The following is a 16,075-nucleotide window of genomic DNA, read 5'->3' on the forward strand; positions in this document are numbered from 1 at the left end:
GTTCCTGACGGCTGACAACCCCTAAATTGCGAAAAATAGCGCGTTCGCTGTAATCCACAGCAAAAGGGCTGTTTATACGCAGTTATGCACCAAGTTATCCACACTGGTCGCGAAGCGCGAATTTAGACGAGCAGGACGCAAACGTTTTCGCTACAATGCCACCGCAAAATCCCGGTCCCCCATTTGGGGGCGTTACCTGAATCTTTGTCATTTTCTTCCCTTCTCTATAAAAGGAAGCTGGCTAAGCTTGATGTAACGCTCTTATTTATGCGAACCAAAGCCAAGGGATAAACCTCATGCAACAACCTCGTCCTGTACGTCGCGCTCTGCTTAGCGTCTCTGACAAAGCCGGTATCCTTGAATTTGCTCAGGCGCTGTCGAAGCGCGGTGTTGAGCTACTCTCCACTGGCGGCACCGCTCGTCTGCTGGCAGAGGCCGGTCTCTCCGTTACTGAAGTGTCTGACTATACCGGCTTCCCGGAAATGATGGATGGGCGCGTCAAAACTCTGCACCCGAAAGTGCACGGGGGGATCTTAGGACGCCGCGGTCAGGATGATGCCATCATGGCTGAGCACAGCATCTCCCCTATTGATATGGTTGTCGTCAATCTTTATCCCTTTGCCCAGACCGTCGCCCGTGAAGGCTGCTCCCTGGAAGATGCCGTAGAGAATATTGATATTGGCGGCCCGACAATGGTGCGCTCTGCGGCCAAGAACCATAAAGACGTGGCGATCGTAGTCAAGAGCAGTGACTATCAGACCATCCTTGCCGAGATGGACGCCAACGAGAACAGCCTGACGCTGACTACCCGCTTTGACCTCGCGATCAAAGCGTTTGAGCATACGGCAGCCTACGACAGCATGATCGCTAACTACTTCGGCAGTCTGGTTCCCGCTTATCATGGTGAAACTACTGAACCGGCCGGCCGTTTCCCACGCACGCTGAATCTGAACTTCATTAAGAAGCAGGATATGCGTTACGGCGAGAACAGCCATCAGGATGCCGCCTTCTATATAGAAGAGAACATTACCGAGGCTTCCGTTGCTACTTCTCAGCAGGTGCAGGGCAAAGCGCTTTCCTATAACAACATTGCAGACACCGATGCGGCGCTGGAGTGCGTGAAAGAATTTAGCGAACCGGCCTGCGTGATCGTCAAGCATGCTAACCCCTGTGGCGTGGCGACAGGAAGTTCCCCTCTTGACGCTTACGAGCTGGCTTACAAAACCGATCCGACATCAGCTTTCGGCGGCATTATCGCCTTTAACCGCGAACTGGATGAAGCGACGGCCCAGGCTATCGTAAGCCGTCAGTTTGTCGAGGTAATCATTGCGCCTTCGGCCAGCGAAGCCGCACTGAAGGTGACGGCGACCAAGCAGAACGTTCGCGTGCTGACCTGCGGCCAGTGGCAGCAGCGCCAGGCCGGCCTGGACTTCAAGCGGGTAAACGGCGGCCTGCTGGTACAGGATCGCGATAATGGCATGGTCAGTGAAGCTCAGCTGCGCGTAGTGAGCAAACGACAACCTACAGAGAAAGAGCTGCGTGACGCGCTGTTTTGCTGGAAAGTGGCTAAATTCGTGAAGTCCAACGCCATTGTCTATGCACGCGATAATATGACCATCGGTATAGGTGCAGGCCAGATGAGCCGCGTCTACTCGGCCAAAATTGCCGGCATCAAAGCGGCGGATGAAGGCCTGGATGTCAAAGGCTCCGCCATGGCATCCGATGCCTTTTTCCCGTTCCGCGACGGTATTGATGCCGCCGCCGCCGTGGGCGTGAGCTGCGTTATTCAGCCCGGTGGATCCATTCGTGATGAAGAGGTGATCGCCGCTGCCGACGAGCATAACATTGCGATGATTTTTACCGACATGCGCCATTTCCGCCATTAATCACGGAGCAGCACAATGAAAATTCTGGTAATAGGTAACGGCGGCCGCGAGCATGCGCTCGCCTGGAAAGCCTCGCTTTCGCCGCTGGCAGAAACCGTCTTCGTTGCGCCGGGCAACGCCGGCACCGCGCTTGAACCCACCCTGCAAAACGTGGATATCAGCGCGACCGACATTCCTGCGCTGCTGAGCTTCGCGCAGAATGAAAAGATCGATCTGACCATCGTCGGTCCTGAGGCCCCACTGGTGATGGGCGTGGTGGATGCTTTCCGGGCTGCCGGGCTGAAGATTTTTGGCCCGACCCAGGCCGCCGCGCAGCTGGAGGGCTCCAAAGCCTTTACCAAAGACTTCCTGGCGCGTCACAACATCCCGTCCGCCGACTATCAGAACTTCACTGAAGTGGAGCCTGCCCTTGCGTGGACGAGAAGCAAAGGCGCGCCCATCGTGATTAAGGCCGATGGCCTGGCAGCGGGCAAAGGCGTTATTGTGGCAATGACGCTGAAAGAAGCGGAGGATGCGATTCAGGATATGCTGGCCGGCAACGCCTTTGGTGATGCAGGACACCGTATTGTGGTCGAGGAGTTCCTGGAGGGTGAAGAAGCCAGCTTTATCGTAATGGTCGACGGTGAAAACGTTCTGCCAATGGCCACCAGCCAGGATCACAAGCGCGTCGGTAATGGTGATACCGGACCGAATACGGGCGGAATGGGGGCCTACTCCCCTGCGCCGGTAGTGACGGATGAAATCCATCAGCGGGTCATGGATGAAGTGATCTGGCCCACCGTGCGGGGAATGGCCGCCGAGGGCAATACCTATACCGGTTTCCTGTATGCGGGCCTGATGATTGATAAAAGCGGTCAGCCAAAAGTGATCGAATTTAACTGCCGCTTTGGCGATCCGGAAACGCAGCCGATCATGATGCGCATGCAGTCGGATCTGGTGGATCTTTGCCTGGCTGCCGTTGAAGGTAAGCTTGATACTAAGGATTCGATCTGGGATCCGCGGCCTTCACTGGGCGTTGTTCTGGCCGCTGGCGGCTATCCTGGTGATTACAGCACAGGCGACCAGATTCATGGTCTTCCGCTGGAAGCGTTACCGGACGGCAAGGTTTTCCATGCCGGCACGAAAATGCAGGGCGACCTGGTGGTGACTAATGGTGGCCGCGTGCTCTGCGTAACCGCGCTGGGGGAGGACGTTGCGGCGGCGCAACAGCACGCCTACAAGCTGGCTGAGGATATTTCGTGGAACGGCAGCTTCTGTCGACAGGACATCGGCTACCGGGCGATTTCCCGTAAGCAGACTTCCTGAACGGCATAGCCAGTAACGCCATGGAAAAGCACGCTTAACCTGCATTACCACTCAGGGCGGAGATCTCTCCGCCCTGTTCACTGGCTTCAGTAAACAAAGTATCGCCTTATCCCGCTTAACTGACCTGCCAGAGCAACGACCACTTCTGCCTTATATCCCTCATGCCGATAACGGATATTTACATTCCCGTAGTAAAGTTGCGTTCTGCTCCTTTACCGAAACATAAAGCGGTTACGCAGGATAGAGGCTCAGGAAAGATTCAGGATGGAAGCGTGAAACAACTGAGGTTCTCGCGCTTAAAAATCTGCTTCTTTCGGCTCGGTAGCGCAAAGGTCTTCTGGCGCCACCAGCAGGAGCTGCGTCCCTTCAGGCGCCTCAAGCCAGGCCAGACTGACGGGCTTACCTGATTCACGCTGGTGCTGGGTAATGTAATTAAGCGAATAGCGGTCAAAATCCGGACTGCTCTCGCTTCCCTGACAGCTGGTGATTGTGCCCGGCGCAGACCAGCGCCCCTGCTTCAGCAGCACCCGCCCTTTGAGCAGATCATCGCTGATTTTCAGCATCCGTCCCGCATCAAACTGATAAAGCGCTACCGCATCTTCGGAGAGGGCCTCCCGATGCCCCGCCAGCTGGCGCTGCATAAAACTTAGTTTGCCGTTTTGATCAAACCGCAGAGTAATGCTGTCCGGCTGCTCGCCCGTGCTTTGTCGCTCGATGGAAACTAGCTTGTCATCCTGCCACAGATAGTGCGTGGTTTGCTTTTCCGCCCCGTTAAACGGCGTATAGACCGTCAGCATATGCCGCGTATCAGGTTGGATCTCTTTGCGCCAGATGCGCACGATGCCGCGATCGGCCAGATAGCCACTTGCGGTAAAGGCCGGCAGTTCCGTTCGGGAGCTACAGCCTGCCAGTAGAATCAGCGATAAAGCGGAAAATAAGCGAAGGGGAGAATATGTCATGGTGGGTTTACCGCACCGGTTGCGCAGACGGAGTGATTCCGGTCCTGAGGCCCCCGCAGGGGCGGTAACAAAAGGGGCTTAACGCCCCCCTGTTTAAAACTTTCACCGTTGGACGATTACTTAACAGCGTCTTTCAGTGCTTTACCAGAAACAAATGCCGGTACGTTTGCAGCAGCAATTTTGATCTCTTTGCCAGTCTGCGGGTTGCGGCCAGTACGCTCAGCACGGTGATTAACTTTAAAAGTACCAAAACCAACCAGTTGTACAGCATCACCTTCTTTCAGAGACTCAGTAATCGCAGCCAGGGTGGATTCCAGAGCAGCTTTAGCCTGGGTCTTAGACAGGTCCGCTTTGTCCGCAATTACATCAATCAGTTGAGTCTTGTTCATAAGTTATCCTTACAGTGTATTTATCGCTTGCTAAGCATCAAGTGCGAGGGAAAAACCAGTTTCTGGCACTCTCCTGCATACACGCACCGATAGCCACATTTTTCAGCCCCCCAAATGTAGACCAGACAGGGGGCGAATGTGAAGCCTCCAGGCGCTACAATTCAGGCCTGAAGTCACGTTTTATCGCCTTATTGCTGAAAATTTATACCGATATTACTTATCCCTGATTCCCGCAGGTCCGATCGCAGTCCTTTTATCAGATCAAGATCCCTTTCCTCACAGTCACTCAGCAGGCGAAAAATCTCCCACTGCATGTCCCATTCATCAATCACGGCGGGATTCTCTTTTAGTTCTTCATCGGTCATTTCACGACCAGCCTCTGTCATTTCGAGCATGGCGACAGTGGTAATGGACGCTTCGCTGACCGCAATAGCATGCGCTAACGTTTCGCCGCTCAGACGCGAATGCAATAATTCACTCAGCGCAACGCAGGCATCGATCGCGGGGTAAACGCCATAGAGGTCGTAGTCGTCAGCGGCCGGTATAGCTTCTTCGAATTTTTCCAGCTGCGAGTCAAAATTCACTTTGGCGTCTTTCACCACCAGCGTTTCCCACACCAGATCGAGAACGCGGCGATAAAGCATCCCGTCACCAAAGCCGGTCTGCTGGCAAAATGCCCAGTAATTAGGGTACATGCGTTCGCACAGGCAGGCCATAAAAGTAACGTGCTGCCAGCTTTCCAGCTTTTCCAGCCGCAGATGAATAGGGTTACGTAACATGTTGGTATCTCTTATACAGAAGTGCGCGGCACGCAGTGTAACTGAAAAGCGTGCCGCTCACATCGTTAACCCTGCTGCTGCCAACGCAGGAAGGAGGGCCGCTGCGAGGCAACAGCGTCTGCCCAGCGCGTGGGCTCAGGCAGCCTGTAGCCCTGCAGGCACGTTTCAACCCAGTTCAGCGCCGTGTCCTGGCTGACGCGATGGCCCGGAGAGATAAAGAGCGGGTTACAGCGCTGTTTGCTGCGCAGTACCCAGCCAATCTGCTCACCTTTATCCATTAAGGGCTGCCGGCTGCCCGGCGTGGCGTCCAGCGGCTCAAATTTGCCGCACAGGCGGCTTTTCGCCACGCCAATCGTCGGTACGTCCACCAGCAGGCCAAAATGACTGGCCACACCCAGGCGACGTGGGTGCGCAATCCCCTGACCGTCCACAAAGAGCAGATCGGGCTGCTGCTCCAGCATCTGCCACGCCGCCAGCAGCGCCGGATATTCCCGGAAGGAGAGAAAGCCGGGTATATAAGGCATTGTTGTGGCAATACTCGCCACGCGATGCTCGACCAGCTTCAGCGAAGGATATTCAAGAATAATCAGGGCTGCGCGCGTTACGTCACCCCCCTGTTCAAACCCTACGTCGGCACCGCCGATATAGCGCGGCGGCATTACGTCAAAGTCATCTTCTCGTACCACTTCTGCCGCACGGGTTAGCTGTTCCTGCCGTAATACCTGTATATCCATGTTTAGTCCTGATGATAAGGCCTGGAAAGTTTGTGTACCGCCTCAACGAAAGCGCCTGCGTGTTCCGGCGGCACGTCCTGATGAATGCCGTGGCCTAAGTTGAAAACGTGACCGGTGCCTTTGCCATACCCTTGCAGAATACCGGCAACTTCCTGCTCAATGCGGGCCGGTGGTGCATAGAGCATGGAGGGGTCCATGTTCCCCTGCAACGCAACCTTGTCTCCCACGCGACGCCGCGCATCAGCGATATCCGTCGTCCAGTCCAGACCCAGCGCATCGCAGCCGGTTGCCGCCATCGCCTCCAGCCACTGGCCCCCGCCCTTTGTGAACAACGTTACCGGCACCCGGCGCCCTTCGTTTTCACGCAGAAGGCCATCGACAATCTTATGCATGTAGTGTAGCGAAAACTCCAGATAGTCGCGGCCAGTCAGCACGCCGCCCCAGGTATCAAAAATCATGACCGACTGCGCCCCGGCACGAATTTGTGCATTGAGATACAGGGTGACGCTGTCGGCCAGTTTATCGAGCATCAGGTGCAGGGTCTCTGGCTCTGCGTACATCATCTTTTTCAGTTTGGTAAAGGCTTTGCTGCTGCCGCCCTCGACCATATAGGTCGCCAGCGTCCACGGGCTGCCGGAAAATCCGATTAACGGCACTTCACCGTTCAGATTTTTACGGATGGTGCGTACCGCGTTCATGACGTAGCCCAGTTCCTGCTCGGGATCGGGGATCGGCAGTTTTTCCACGTCAGCACGGCAGGTTACCGGTGAGGCGAAACGTGGACCTTCCCCCGTTTCGAAATAGAGCCCGAGTCCCATCGCATCGGGGATAGTCAGGATATCGGAGAACAGGATCGCCGCATCCAGCGCATAGCGCCGCAGCGGTTGCAGCGTGACTTCACAGGCCAGCTCGGCATTTTTACACAGGGACATAAAATCACCCGCAATGGCGCGGGTCGCCTTATATTCTGGCAAATAACGTCCGGCCTGGCGCATCATCCATACCGGTGTCACATCAACGGGCTGGCGCAGCAGGGCGCGCAAATAACGATCGTTCTTCAGTTCTTTCATCACAGGGCTCTCTCTCCATACAGGCCTGTAGTGTAACATTGATTCGGGACGGTGATTGAGCACTCGGCAGATTGAGCCGGTGGGATGAGGTTCCTGTCCCCACCCCGGCGAAAAATGGGCACAGAGACAGAAGAGAGCAGAAGAAAAGAGGCGTCAAACGGGGCTAATGCAGATCGTCAGGCTTTTTTGAGCAGCCGGTTCACCTCAGGGGCTGCCGCGGCGGGTTGCTGACCGGCCGTTTCATCCTGTTTTTTTTCTTTCTTCGCACCCGGCGCGCTATTTTCGCCAAGCAGATGGGAGTTACCAATAAATACGCCGCCTTTCTCAATTGAGAATTCACCGGCAAAAACGTCACCCTCTATTCGCCCACGCGACATAATAATCACCATTTGAGCATAACAACTTCCCTTCAGCAGACCATTTACAATAAGCTTTTGCGATTTTACTTTGCCAATAACCTGGCCTTCTTTACCTATTTGCGTCACTTTCTGGCTGGTAACATCGCCTTCAACAATACCGTTTATAGTAATGTTATTTTCAATACTTATCTCACCACGTAATAAGGTGCCCGGAGAAATCGTTGTTTCTTTAAAACCGTTCTCTTCGGCTGGCAACACGGGCGCAACAGGGGATGTCGCCGGGCTGGCTGGCGTCAGCGCCGCTTTGGCTGGCTGAACCTCTTCTTTTTTCTTGAGATTGAACACGCTGGTCATCATCCTTTCATTATGTCGTTTTCGTAATATCAGCAGCAGGAATAAGCTTCCCATACCGCCGAGCGCAATTAACATGGGTATTCTCAGTGAGAGGGCGAATGCAATAAGGCTACCGCCCCAGAATATCCATATTCCCCACAGATAATAATGCGTATTGCTTTCAGGCATTCTGTCCACGCTCAATTTCTGGAAACTCAAATCTGACAGGGTAGAACCCGATATGATAAGTCCCGGTGGGGGATTGCCCTAAATTACCTTTAAACCGCCTGCTGACACAATAAAAACCGGCCGTTTTTTCGACCGGCTAAACATTATTCAGCGTCGGCGCGACAATAGGCAACGGTATCTTCAATCAGTCTGCGCGCTACCGTCCCGGCTGGCGGAAGCTGGGGCAGCGCATCGTAGCGATACCAGCCGGCATCCAGTAACTCTTTCGGGTCAATGTGGATCTCGCCGCTGTCGTAGTCTGCCATAAACGCCATCATCAGCGACTGCGGGAAGGGCCAGGGCTGCGAGGTTACGTAGCGGAGGTTCTTCACTTTGATACCGCTCTCTTCCATCACTTCCCGGGCGACGGTCTGCTCCAGCGTCTCCCCGACTTCCACAAATCCCGCCAGCACCGTATAGATGCCGTTACGGTGTCGGGTATGCTGGGCCAGCAGAATTTGATCGTTACGGCGGATAGCCACAATGATACAGGGCGCGATCTGCGGATAATAACGCTGCCGACAGTGGTTGCACAGACAGGCCCACTCCGTCCGGCTCTGGTGCATCTCATGTCCGCAATAGCCACACCACTTGTGCGAACGGTAAAACTCCGCCAGCTGGATGCCTCGCCCGACAAGCTGGAACAGACCGGCATCCTGATCGATAAGCTGCCTGAGCGAACCCATGTCGTCCGATCGGCTTTCGCGGATCAGCCAGACAGGATCGCCAAGCCACTCACCAATAAGCGATCCTTGCGATCCAACAAGTCCGACCTCACATGCCGTGCCGAACGGTAATTGACCTTTTGGTAACCAAAGTTTATGTTGGTGGCTGACAACCCACCAGCCAGCGTCTACGCTAGAAATCTCACGTTCCATAAATTGCTTTCCTCAGCTTTACAGGGCTTTCTGCATTACTGGATTGGGATCAGATTTTACTTAATATTCACGGAGCCACTCATGCTTAACCAGTTAGAAGACCTGACCGCGCGCGTAGGCGGATGTAGCGACCTTGTGGACTTTTGTCTGCGTGCCCGTAAAGAGTTACTGGTTGCTTATTATCAGCTAGTTGGCATCAAGCCTAACAAGGAATCGCTGACCACGCTTGACGAAAACGCGCTGGATACCTTCTGCCAGAATCTGGTCGATTACCTTTCTACCGGCCATTTTACCGTTTATGAACGTTTTATCGAAGAGCTGGAAGGCAGCCAGCAGTTAGCCAAAGCGGCGCAGATCTACCCTTCCCTGCAGGCAAATACCGCGCAGATTATGCAGGTTTACGATAACAATCTGGAAACGGCTATCGATCACGACAACTGCATTGAGTTCCAGAACGCGCTCTCCGCCGTTGGCGAGGCGCTGGAAGCGCGCTTTACGCTGGAGGATAAATTTATTCAGCTGGCGCTGGAGAAAACGGCAGAGAAACCCGCGGCGGCTAACGATCCGGCGCTGGCGCGTCCCGCCTGATACGTTATCAGATTGTAAACTTCTTGTGGTTTCAAAAAAGCCCCCTTATGCTGAAGGGGCAATAAGGTAACGGCGTTTTATCCGTTGCTCGTTTTGGCCATGACCTTAGTGATGGCTGAAATTCTTCTTGTCGGAGTGCCCTTCGGGGCTGAGACCGTTAATTCGGGATCCGCGGAACCTGATCAGGTTAGTACCTGCGAAGGGAACAAGAGTAAACATTCAGTGACGGTGTGAATCCTCACATCCTGCGCTTACTCCTCCGGACTCCAGGCAAGCAACTTCCCTTTTTTATTCAGGAACGTGCTATGTCTACCCATGTTAAAAAACTGACCCGTCGTGAGCAGCGTGCCGAAGCGCAACAGTTTATCGCTTCCCTGAAGGGCACCGCCTTTCCTAACTCAAAACGTATCTGGCTGACCGGCTCAAGGCCAGATATCCGCGTTCCGATGCGTGAAATTCAGCTCAGCCCGACGAAAACCGGCGGCAGTAAAGAAGTACCTCTCTTTGAAGAGAATGAACCTGTGCCGGTATACGACACCGCCGGGCCCTATGGCGACCCTGAAGCCAGCATCGATCTTCATGCCGGCCTGGAAAGGATGCGTGAAGCGTGGATTGTTGATCGCAATGATACTCACCCCGTTGAGCACCTCAGCTCCGTTTTTACCCAGCAGCGTCTCGCCGATCGGGGGCTTGATCATCTGCGGTTTGATCGGCTGCCGAATCCCCGCCGCGCATTGCAGGGTCGCTGCGTTACGCAGCTTCATTATGCCCGTCAGGGCGTGATCACGCCGGAAATGGAGTTTATCGCGCTGCGTGAAAACATGGGCCGCGAACGGATCCGTAGCGAAGTTTTGCTGCAACAGCATCCCGGCCACAGTTTCGGCGCCAGCCTGCCGGAAAATATCACCGCCGGGTTCGTCCGTGATGAAGTGGCCGCAGGCCGTGCCATCATTCCGGCCAACATTAATCATCCGGAGTCTGAGCCGATGATTATCGGGCGAAACTTCCTGGTGAAAATAAACGCTAATATCGGGAATTCAGCGGTCAGCTCTTCAATTGAAGAAGAGGTCGAGAAGCTGGTCTGGTCTGCCCGTTGGGGAGCCGATACGGTGATGGATCTCTCCACGGGCCGTAATATTCATGAAACCCGTGAATGGATCCTGCGTAACAGCCCGGTTCCTATAGGTACAGTGCCCATTTATCAGGCGCTGGAGAAGGTCAGCGGCGTGGCGGAAAACCTGAGCTGGGAGGTGTTTCGCGATACGCTGCTGGAACAGGCCGAACAGGGCGTGGACTATTTTACCATTCACGCCGGTGTGCTGCTGCGCTATGTCCCGATGACGGCGAAGCGCCTGACCGGCATCGTTTCGCGTGGCGGCTCGATCATGGCGAAGTGGTGTCTTTCGCATCATAAAGAGAGCTTTCTGTATGAGCACTTCCGTGAAATCTGTGAAATCTGCGCCGCCTATGACGTTTCCCTCTCCCTGGGCGATGGCCTGCGCCCGGGATCGATCCAGGATGCCAACGACGAGGCGCAGTTCGCCGAACTGCATACGCTGGGCGAACTGACCAAAATCGCCTGGGAATATGATGTGCAGGTGATGATCGAAGGCCCGGGCCACGTGCCGATGCAGATGATCCGCCGCAATATGACAGAACAGCTGGAGCATTGCCACGAGGCGCCCTTCTATACTCTTGGCCCGCTGACGACGGATATCGCGCCGGGGTACGATCATTTTACCTCCGGGATAGGCGCCGCCATGATCGGCTGGTTCGGCTGCGCCATGCTCTGTTACGTCACGCCAAAAGAGCATCTGGGGCTGCCCAACAAGGAAGATGTAAAGCAGGGGCTGATTACCTACAAGATTGCTGCACATGCCGCAGACCTGGCGAAAGGTCATCCCGGCGCGCAGATCCGCGATAACGCCATGTCGAAAGCCCGTTTCGAATTCCGTTGGGAAGATCAGTTCAACCTGGCGCTCGATCCCCATACGGCGCGAGCCTACCACGATGAGACGCTGCCGCAGGAGTCGGGCAAGGTGGCCCATTTTTGCTCAATGTGCGGGCCTAAATTCTGTTCAATGAAGATTACCCAAGAGGTGCGCGACTATGCCGCCCGCCTGGAGGCGGAAGCGCAGCCGATTGAGGTCGGCATGGCGCAAATGTCCGAAGCCTTCCGCACGCGCGGCGGCGAACTCTATCATCCTGCCGACACGCTGATTCGGGAGGAAAAAGCATGAGCCGCGGCCCTTTTCCCGCAACTGCCGCGCGGCTTGGTCTCTACCCGGTGGTGGAGAGTGTGGCATGGCTTGAACGCCTGTTGGATGCTGGCGTGCGTACGCTGCAACTTCGTATTAAAGATCTTCCGGAAGCGGCGGTAGAGCAGGATATCGCTCACGCGGTCGCGCTGGGCAAACGTTATCAGGCACGCCTGTTTATCAATGATTACTGGCGTTCAGCCATTAAATATCAAGCCTATGGCGTGCATCTGGGTCAGGAGGATCTGGATGTGGCGGATCTGGATGCCCTGCACCGCGCGGGCTTACGTCTCGGCCTCTCCACGCATGACGACGCGGAGCTGGATCGCGCTCTGGCAGAACAACCTTCCTATATCGCGCTGGGGCATCTGTTCCCGACGCAGACCAAAGTCATGCCCTCATCGCCACAGGGACTCAGTGAACTGCAACGCCATCTCTCCCGCCTGAAGGGCATCTCCACCGTAGCGATTGGTGGGATCACTCTGGAGCGAGCGCCGCAGGTGCTGGCTACCGGCGTGGGCAGCATCGCTGTGGTCAGCGCTATCACCCAGGCCGCTGACTGGCGGGCGGCCACAGCCGCCTTGCTGGCGCTGGCCGGGACGGGAGATGACGCTGATGCTAAATGACAGCGATTTCCTGCGCTACAGCCGCCAGCTGCTGCTGGAAGAGTTTGGCCTGGAGGGGCAGCAAAAATTACAGGCGGCCAGCGTACTGATCGTCGGGCTTGGCGGACTGGGTTCTCCTGCGTCGCTTTATCTCGCCGCTGCCGGCGTCGGTAAACTGCTGCTGGCTGACGATGATAAAGTGCATATCAGCAATCTTCAGCGGCAAATCCTCTTTCGTCACAGCGAGACCGGCCAGCCTAAAGCGCTGCTGGCGAAAAAGCATCTACAGGCGCTCAATCCTCAGGTTGAGTTTATCGTTCTTGAGCAGCGCATGGATGAAGCAAGCCTTGGTGAAATTATTCAGCAGGCGGACCTGGTGCTGGACTGCTGCGACAATATGCAGACCCGCCATGCTATCAATACCGCCTGCGTGCAGAGCGGCACGCCACTTATCAGCGCCAGCGCGGTAGGTTTTAGCGGCCAGTTACTGGTGCTCACGCCGCCCTTCAGCCAGGGCTGCTACCGCTGCCTCTGGCCCGACGACGCCGAGCCGCAGCGGAACTGCCGCACGGCGGGCGTACTGGGGCCTGTTGTTGGCGTAATGGGGACGCTTCAGGCGCTGGAAGCCCTTAAGCTGCTTTCCGGTCAGCCTTCTCCCCTTGCGGGTAAGCTCCGCCTGTTCGACGGACGCCAGCAGACCTGGCGCACGCTAAATCTGGCACGCAGCGAGAACTGCCCGGTATGTGGAGGAATACATGAAGATCCTCGTTAATGATGAAGCGATGACGTTCCCTGCCCCGCTGCGGCTGGCAGAACTTCTGGATCATCTTTCGCGCCAGCAACCCGGCACCGCACTCGCCGTCAATCAGTGCATTATTCCCCGTGACCGCTGGTCTTCTTACCATTTGCAGGAGGGCGATGAGCTGGTTATTTTCCAGGCTATCGCCGGAGGTTAATATGCTCAGGATCGCTGACAGAACATTCTCTTCACGCTTGCTGACCGGCACCGGCAAGTTTTCCAGTCCTGCCATCATGCTTGAAGCTCTGCGCGAGTCCGGATCTGAGCTGGTGACGCTGGCCATGAAACGGGTTGATTTGCGCGGCGGTGATGACGGGATCCTGCTGCCGCTACAGGCTTCTGGCGTTCAGCTCCTGCCCAACACTTCCGGGGCCAAGAGCGCTGGAGAAGCGATTTTTGCCGCCCGTCTGGCCCGCGAGGCGCTGGGAACGCACTGGCTGAAGCTGGAGATCCATCCCGATGCGCGCTATCTGCTACCCGATCCGATTGAAACGCTGAAAGCCGCCGGGGCATTAGTGAAAGAGGGCTTTACCGTTCTCCCCTACTGTCATGCTGACCCGGTATTGTGCCGCCGGCTGGAGGAAGTGGGCTGTGCCGCCGTCATGCCGCTTGGGGCGCCGATTGGCAGCAATCAGGGGCTGAAAACCCGGGATCTTCTGGCCATTATCATTGAACAGGCGGGCATTCCGGTCATTGTGGATGCCGGCATCGGCGCGCCAAGTCATGCCAGCGAGGCGCTCGAAATGGGGGCGGACGCGGTACTGGTGAATACGGCTATCGCTTCTTCACCCAACCCGGTGATGATGGCGCGCGCCTTCAGGCTGGCCGTTGAGGCGGGCTCGCTGGCACGTGAGAGTGGTCTCAGTGGTCTTAGCGCGCAGGCACGGGCCACCAGCCCGCTGACGGGATTTTTACAGGATGGGACAGCATTATGAAATGTTTTGCTGACCAGTGGGAGAAGCTGGACTGGGATGACATCCGCCTGCGGATAAACAGCAAACGGCCAGCCGATGTGGAACGGGCGCTGAATGCCCCTCTGGTAGGACGTGAAGAGCTGATGGCGCTGCTTTCGCCTGCCGCCGCCGCTTACCTTGAGCCGCTGGCGCAAAAGGCACAGCGCCTGACCCGCCAGCGTTTCGGCTATGCGGTCAATCTGTTTGTTCCTCTCTACCTCTCCAATCTTTGCGCCAATGACTGCACCTATTGCGGATTTTCCATGAGTAACCGCATCAAACGTAAGACGCTGGACGCGGGGGAAATCGCCCGTGAATGCGACGCGATCAGGGGAATGGGCTTCGATCAGCTGCTGCTGGTCACCGGCGAACATCAGACCAAAGTCGGGATGGACTATTTTCGCCAGCACCTGCCCGCTATCCGGCAGCGTTTCAGCTCGCTGATGATGGAAGTGCAGCCACTGGCTGAGGAGCAGTATGCCGAACTGAAGACGCTGGGGCTGGATGGCGTGCTGGTGTATCAGGAAACCTATCATCCTGCGGTTTATGCACGGCATCATTTGAAAGGGAACAAGCAGGACTTTTATTTTCGTCTGGAAACGCCAGATCGGCTCGGACGGGCGGGGATCGATAAGATCGGCCTGGGTACGCTGACTGGGTTGTCGGACAACTGGCGAACCGACTGCTTTATGATGGCGGAGCACCTGCTGTGGTTGCAAAAAACTTACTGGCAGAGCCGTTACTCGGTCGCCTTTCCCCGGCTGCGTCCCTGTGCCGGCGGTATTGAACCCGTTTCAGTAATGGATGAGGCTCAGCTGGTGCAGGTCATCTGCGCTTTCCGGTTATTTGCGCCAGAAGTGGAACAGTCGCTTTCAACGAGAGAGTCCCCGCAGTTCCGCGACAAGGTAGTGCCACTGGCGATCAACACTATCAGCGCCTTCTCAAAAACACAGCCTGGCGGATATGCAGAAGCGCAGTCAGAGCTTGAGCAGTTTTCCCCTCATGATAATCGCCACCCTCAACAGGTTGCCGAAGCATTGATTCAGGCGGGTATGCAGCCGGTATGGAAAGACTGGGATCGCTATCTGGGACGGACCTTGCAGTAAGTTTGATACGGAGTGAAGCGGTGCAGAATGATATGAAGCCGCTTCGCAAATACACCTGATACCGCTGGCACCAGCGGGCAGCCGGGCTATAGTGGCTTCGTTGACGGTCATCCGCACGTTAACCAGGGTCAGCTTACTTTCCTTCGTGCTGACCCTGCCTTCTTTATTTCGCTGCGTGAGGCCGCGACCGCGCTTCAACCCACGGCAGTTCCACACCACGTCTTTAACCGTACCAGCCATCGGAGCTTTGTTCGCTTTGGCAGGACCGCAATGGCGAATGAAATTAATTGCCGCGATAGGTCGAATAACCGTACTGGCTCAGCAACAGGGGAATATGGTAATGCCCGCCGTTGTTCTCAGCATGGAAAATCACCGGAATTTCCGGGAAGAAGCTCGGCTGTTTTACGCTCTTGTAATAATCGCCGGTTTTGAAAACCACTTTATAATCTCCGGCGCTCATTGTTTTTCCCGACGGGAACAGGGCGGTGATGCGGCCGTTGCTGTCCGTGGTCCCTGACGCAAGCTTGACCCATTTCTGATCTTTATACTGCTCAAGATCGACCGCAACACCCGCCGTCGGTACGCCGGTTTGCAGGTTAAGCACATGCACGCTTAATGGATTTTTTACATCGGCAGCCGCAGCGGCGCCTGTCGTGAAGGAAGCCAGTACCAGCGTGGCCAGAAGCGTTTTACGGTTGAAATGCATTTCTCTCTCCTTAATGTTTAATTGCTAGCAAAATATAGGCATTTCGTTAGCAGAGAACCACTTCTCACCTTAATATCTGAAATTTCCCACGGCGCCCTGTATTGCAGGCATAAAAAAACCGCTCCGGAGAGCGGTTTTTA

The 16,075-nt window shown here is 55.7% G+C and carries 17 protein-coding genes and 1 riboswitch; of the genes, 9 read left to right on the plus strand and 8 right to left on the minus strand.

Features of this window, described 5'->3' with window-relative positions:
* Positions 1-296 precede the first annotated feature (296 nt).
* Positions 297-1,886, plus strand: a complete 1,590-nt coding sequence (gene purH, locus AAH446_RS19305) for a bifunctional phosphoribosylaminoimidazolecarboxamide formyltransferase/IMP cyclohydrolase (protein ID WP_342908299.1) — start codon at positions 297-299, stop codon at positions 1,884-1,886.
* 15 nt (positions 1,887-1,901) lie between these two features.
* The gene (purD, locus tag AAH446_RS19310) at positions 1,902-3,191 is read left to right on the plus strand and encodes a phosphoribosylamine--glycine ligase (protein ID WP_342908300.1); all 1,290 of its coding nucleotides are present in this window, start codon (positions 1,902-1,904) and stop codon (positions 3,189-3,191) included.
* A 296-nt stretch (positions 3,192-3,487) separates the two neighbouring features.
* Here purD and AAH446_RS19315 read toward each other — a convergent pair whose 3' ends face one another.
* The 7 genes from AAH446_RS19315 to nudC form a co-directional block, all read right to left on the minus strand.
* Positions 3,488-4,150, minus strand: a complete 663-nt coding sequence (locus tag AAH446_RS19315; protein ID WP_342908301.1) for a DUF1481 domain-containing protein — start codon at positions 4,148-4,150, stop codon at positions 3,488-3,490.
* 116 nt (positions 4,151-4,266) lie between these two features.
* Entirely contained in the window at positions 4,267-4,539 is a 273-nt protein-coding gene (hupA, locus tag AAH446_RS19320) for a nucleoid-associated protein HU-alpha (protein WP_002438605.1), read from the minus strand.
* 188 nt (positions 4,540-4,727) lie between these two features.
* Complete coding sequence (locus AAH446_RS19325) at positions 4,728-5,318, minus strand: YjaG family protein (protein WP_342908302.1); 591 nt, start codon at positions 5,316-5,318, stop codon at positions 4,728-4,730.
* A 65-nt stretch (positions 5,319-5,383) separates the two neighbouring features.
* Positions 5,384-6,052 (minus strand): deoxyribonuclease V, encoded by a 669-nt coding sequence (gene nfi, locus AAH446_RS19330; protein ID WP_342908303.1) that lies wholly within the window; start codon positions 6,050-6,052, stop codon positions 5,384-5,386.
* A 2-nt stretch (positions 6,053-6,054) separates the two neighbouring features.
* Positions 6,055-7,122, minus strand: coding sequence for a uroporphyrinogen decarboxylase (hemE, locus tag AAH446_RS19335; protein ID WP_342908304.1), 1,068 nt, complete (start codon positions 7,120-7,122; stop codon positions 6,055-6,057).
* 176 nt (positions 7,123-7,298) lie between these two features.
* Complete coding sequence (locus tag AAH446_RS19340; protein ID WP_342908320.1) at positions 7,299-8,003, minus strand: bactofilin family protein; 705 nt, start codon at positions 8,001-8,003, stop codon at positions 7,299-7,301.
* A 143-nt stretch (positions 8,004-8,146) separates the two neighbouring features.
* Positions 8,147-8,920 carry an NAD(+) diphosphatase gene (gene nudC, locus AAH446_RS19345; RefSeq protein ID WP_342908305.1) on the minus strand — a complete coding sequence of 258 codons (774 nt, stop codon included), beginning with the start codon at positions 8,918-8,920 and terminating at the stop codon, positions 8,147-8,149.
* Positions 8,921-9,001: 81 nt separating this feature from the next.
* Between nudC and rsd the strand changes: the two genes are divergently transcribed.
* The 7 genes from rsd to thiH all read left to right on the plus strand — a co-directional run bounded on the left by rsd (position 9,002) and on the right by thiH (position 15,229).
* On the plus strand, positions 9,002-9,508 hold the full coding sequence (rsd, locus tag AAH446_RS19350) for a sigma D regulator (RefSeq protein WP_342908306.1): 507 nt from the start codon (positions 9,002-9,004) through the stop codon (positions 9,506-9,508).
* A 121-nt stretch (positions 9,509-9,629) separates the two neighbouring features.
* A riboswitch (TPP riboswitch) is annotated at positions 9,630-9,730 on the plus strand.
* Positions 9,731-9,813: 83 nt separating this feature from the next.
* Positions 9,814-11,748, plus strand: coding sequence for a phosphomethylpyrimidine synthase ThiC (gene thiC / locus AAH446_RS19355; RefSeq protein ID WP_342908307.1), 1,935 nt, complete (start codon positions 9,814-9,816; stop codon positions 11,746-11,748).
* Positions 11,745-12,392, plus strand: coding sequence for a thiamine phosphate synthase (gene thiE, locus AAH446_RS19360; RefSeq protein WP_342908308.1), 648 nt, complete (start codon positions 11,745-11,747; stop codon positions 12,390-12,392). Before thiC ends, thiE begins: the two co-directional genes overlap by 4 nt.
* A complete protein-coding gene (locus tag AAH446_RS19365; RefSeq protein WP_342908321.1) occupies positions 12,382-13,143 on the plus strand; it encodes a HesA/MoeB/ThiF family protein in 762 nt (253 codons plus the stop codon). Before thiE ends, AAH446_RS19365 begins: the two co-directional genes overlap by 11 nt.
* Entirely contained in the window at positions 13,127-13,327 is a 201-nt protein-coding gene (gene thiS, locus AAH446_RS19370; RefSeq protein ID WP_342908309.1) for a sulfur carrier protein ThiS, read from the plus strand. The genes AAH446_RS19365 and thiS overlap by 17 nt, the downstream gene beginning before the upstream one ends.
* 1 nt (position 13,328) lies before the next feature.
* Positions 13,329-14,105 carry a thiazole synthase gene (locus tag AAH446_RS19375; RefSeq protein ID WP_342908310.1) on the plus strand — a complete coding sequence of 259 codons (777 nt, stop codon included), beginning with the start codon at positions 13,329-13,331 and terminating at the stop codon, positions 14,103-14,105.
* Entirely contained in the window at positions 14,102-15,229 is a 1,128-nt protein-coding gene (gene thiH, locus AAH446_RS19380; RefSeq protein WP_342908311.1) for a 2-iminoacetate synthase ThiH, read from the plus strand. Before AAH446_RS19375 ends, thiH begins: the two co-directional genes overlap by 4 nt.
* Positions 15,230-15,512: 283 nt before the next feature.
* Here thiH and uraH read toward each other — a convergent pair whose 3' ends face one another.
* Complete coding sequence (uraH, locus tag AAH446_RS19385) at positions 15,513-15,935, minus strand: hydroxyisourate hydrolase (RefSeq protein ID WP_342908312.1); 423 nt, start codon at positions 15,933-15,935, stop codon at positions 15,513-15,515.
* Positions 15,936-16,075 lie beyond the last annotated feature (140 nt).

The organism is Erwinia psychrophila, from assembly GCF_039023475.1.
GTDB lineage: Bacteria > Pseudomonadota > Gammaproteobacteria > Enterobacterales > Enterobacteriaceae > Erwinia.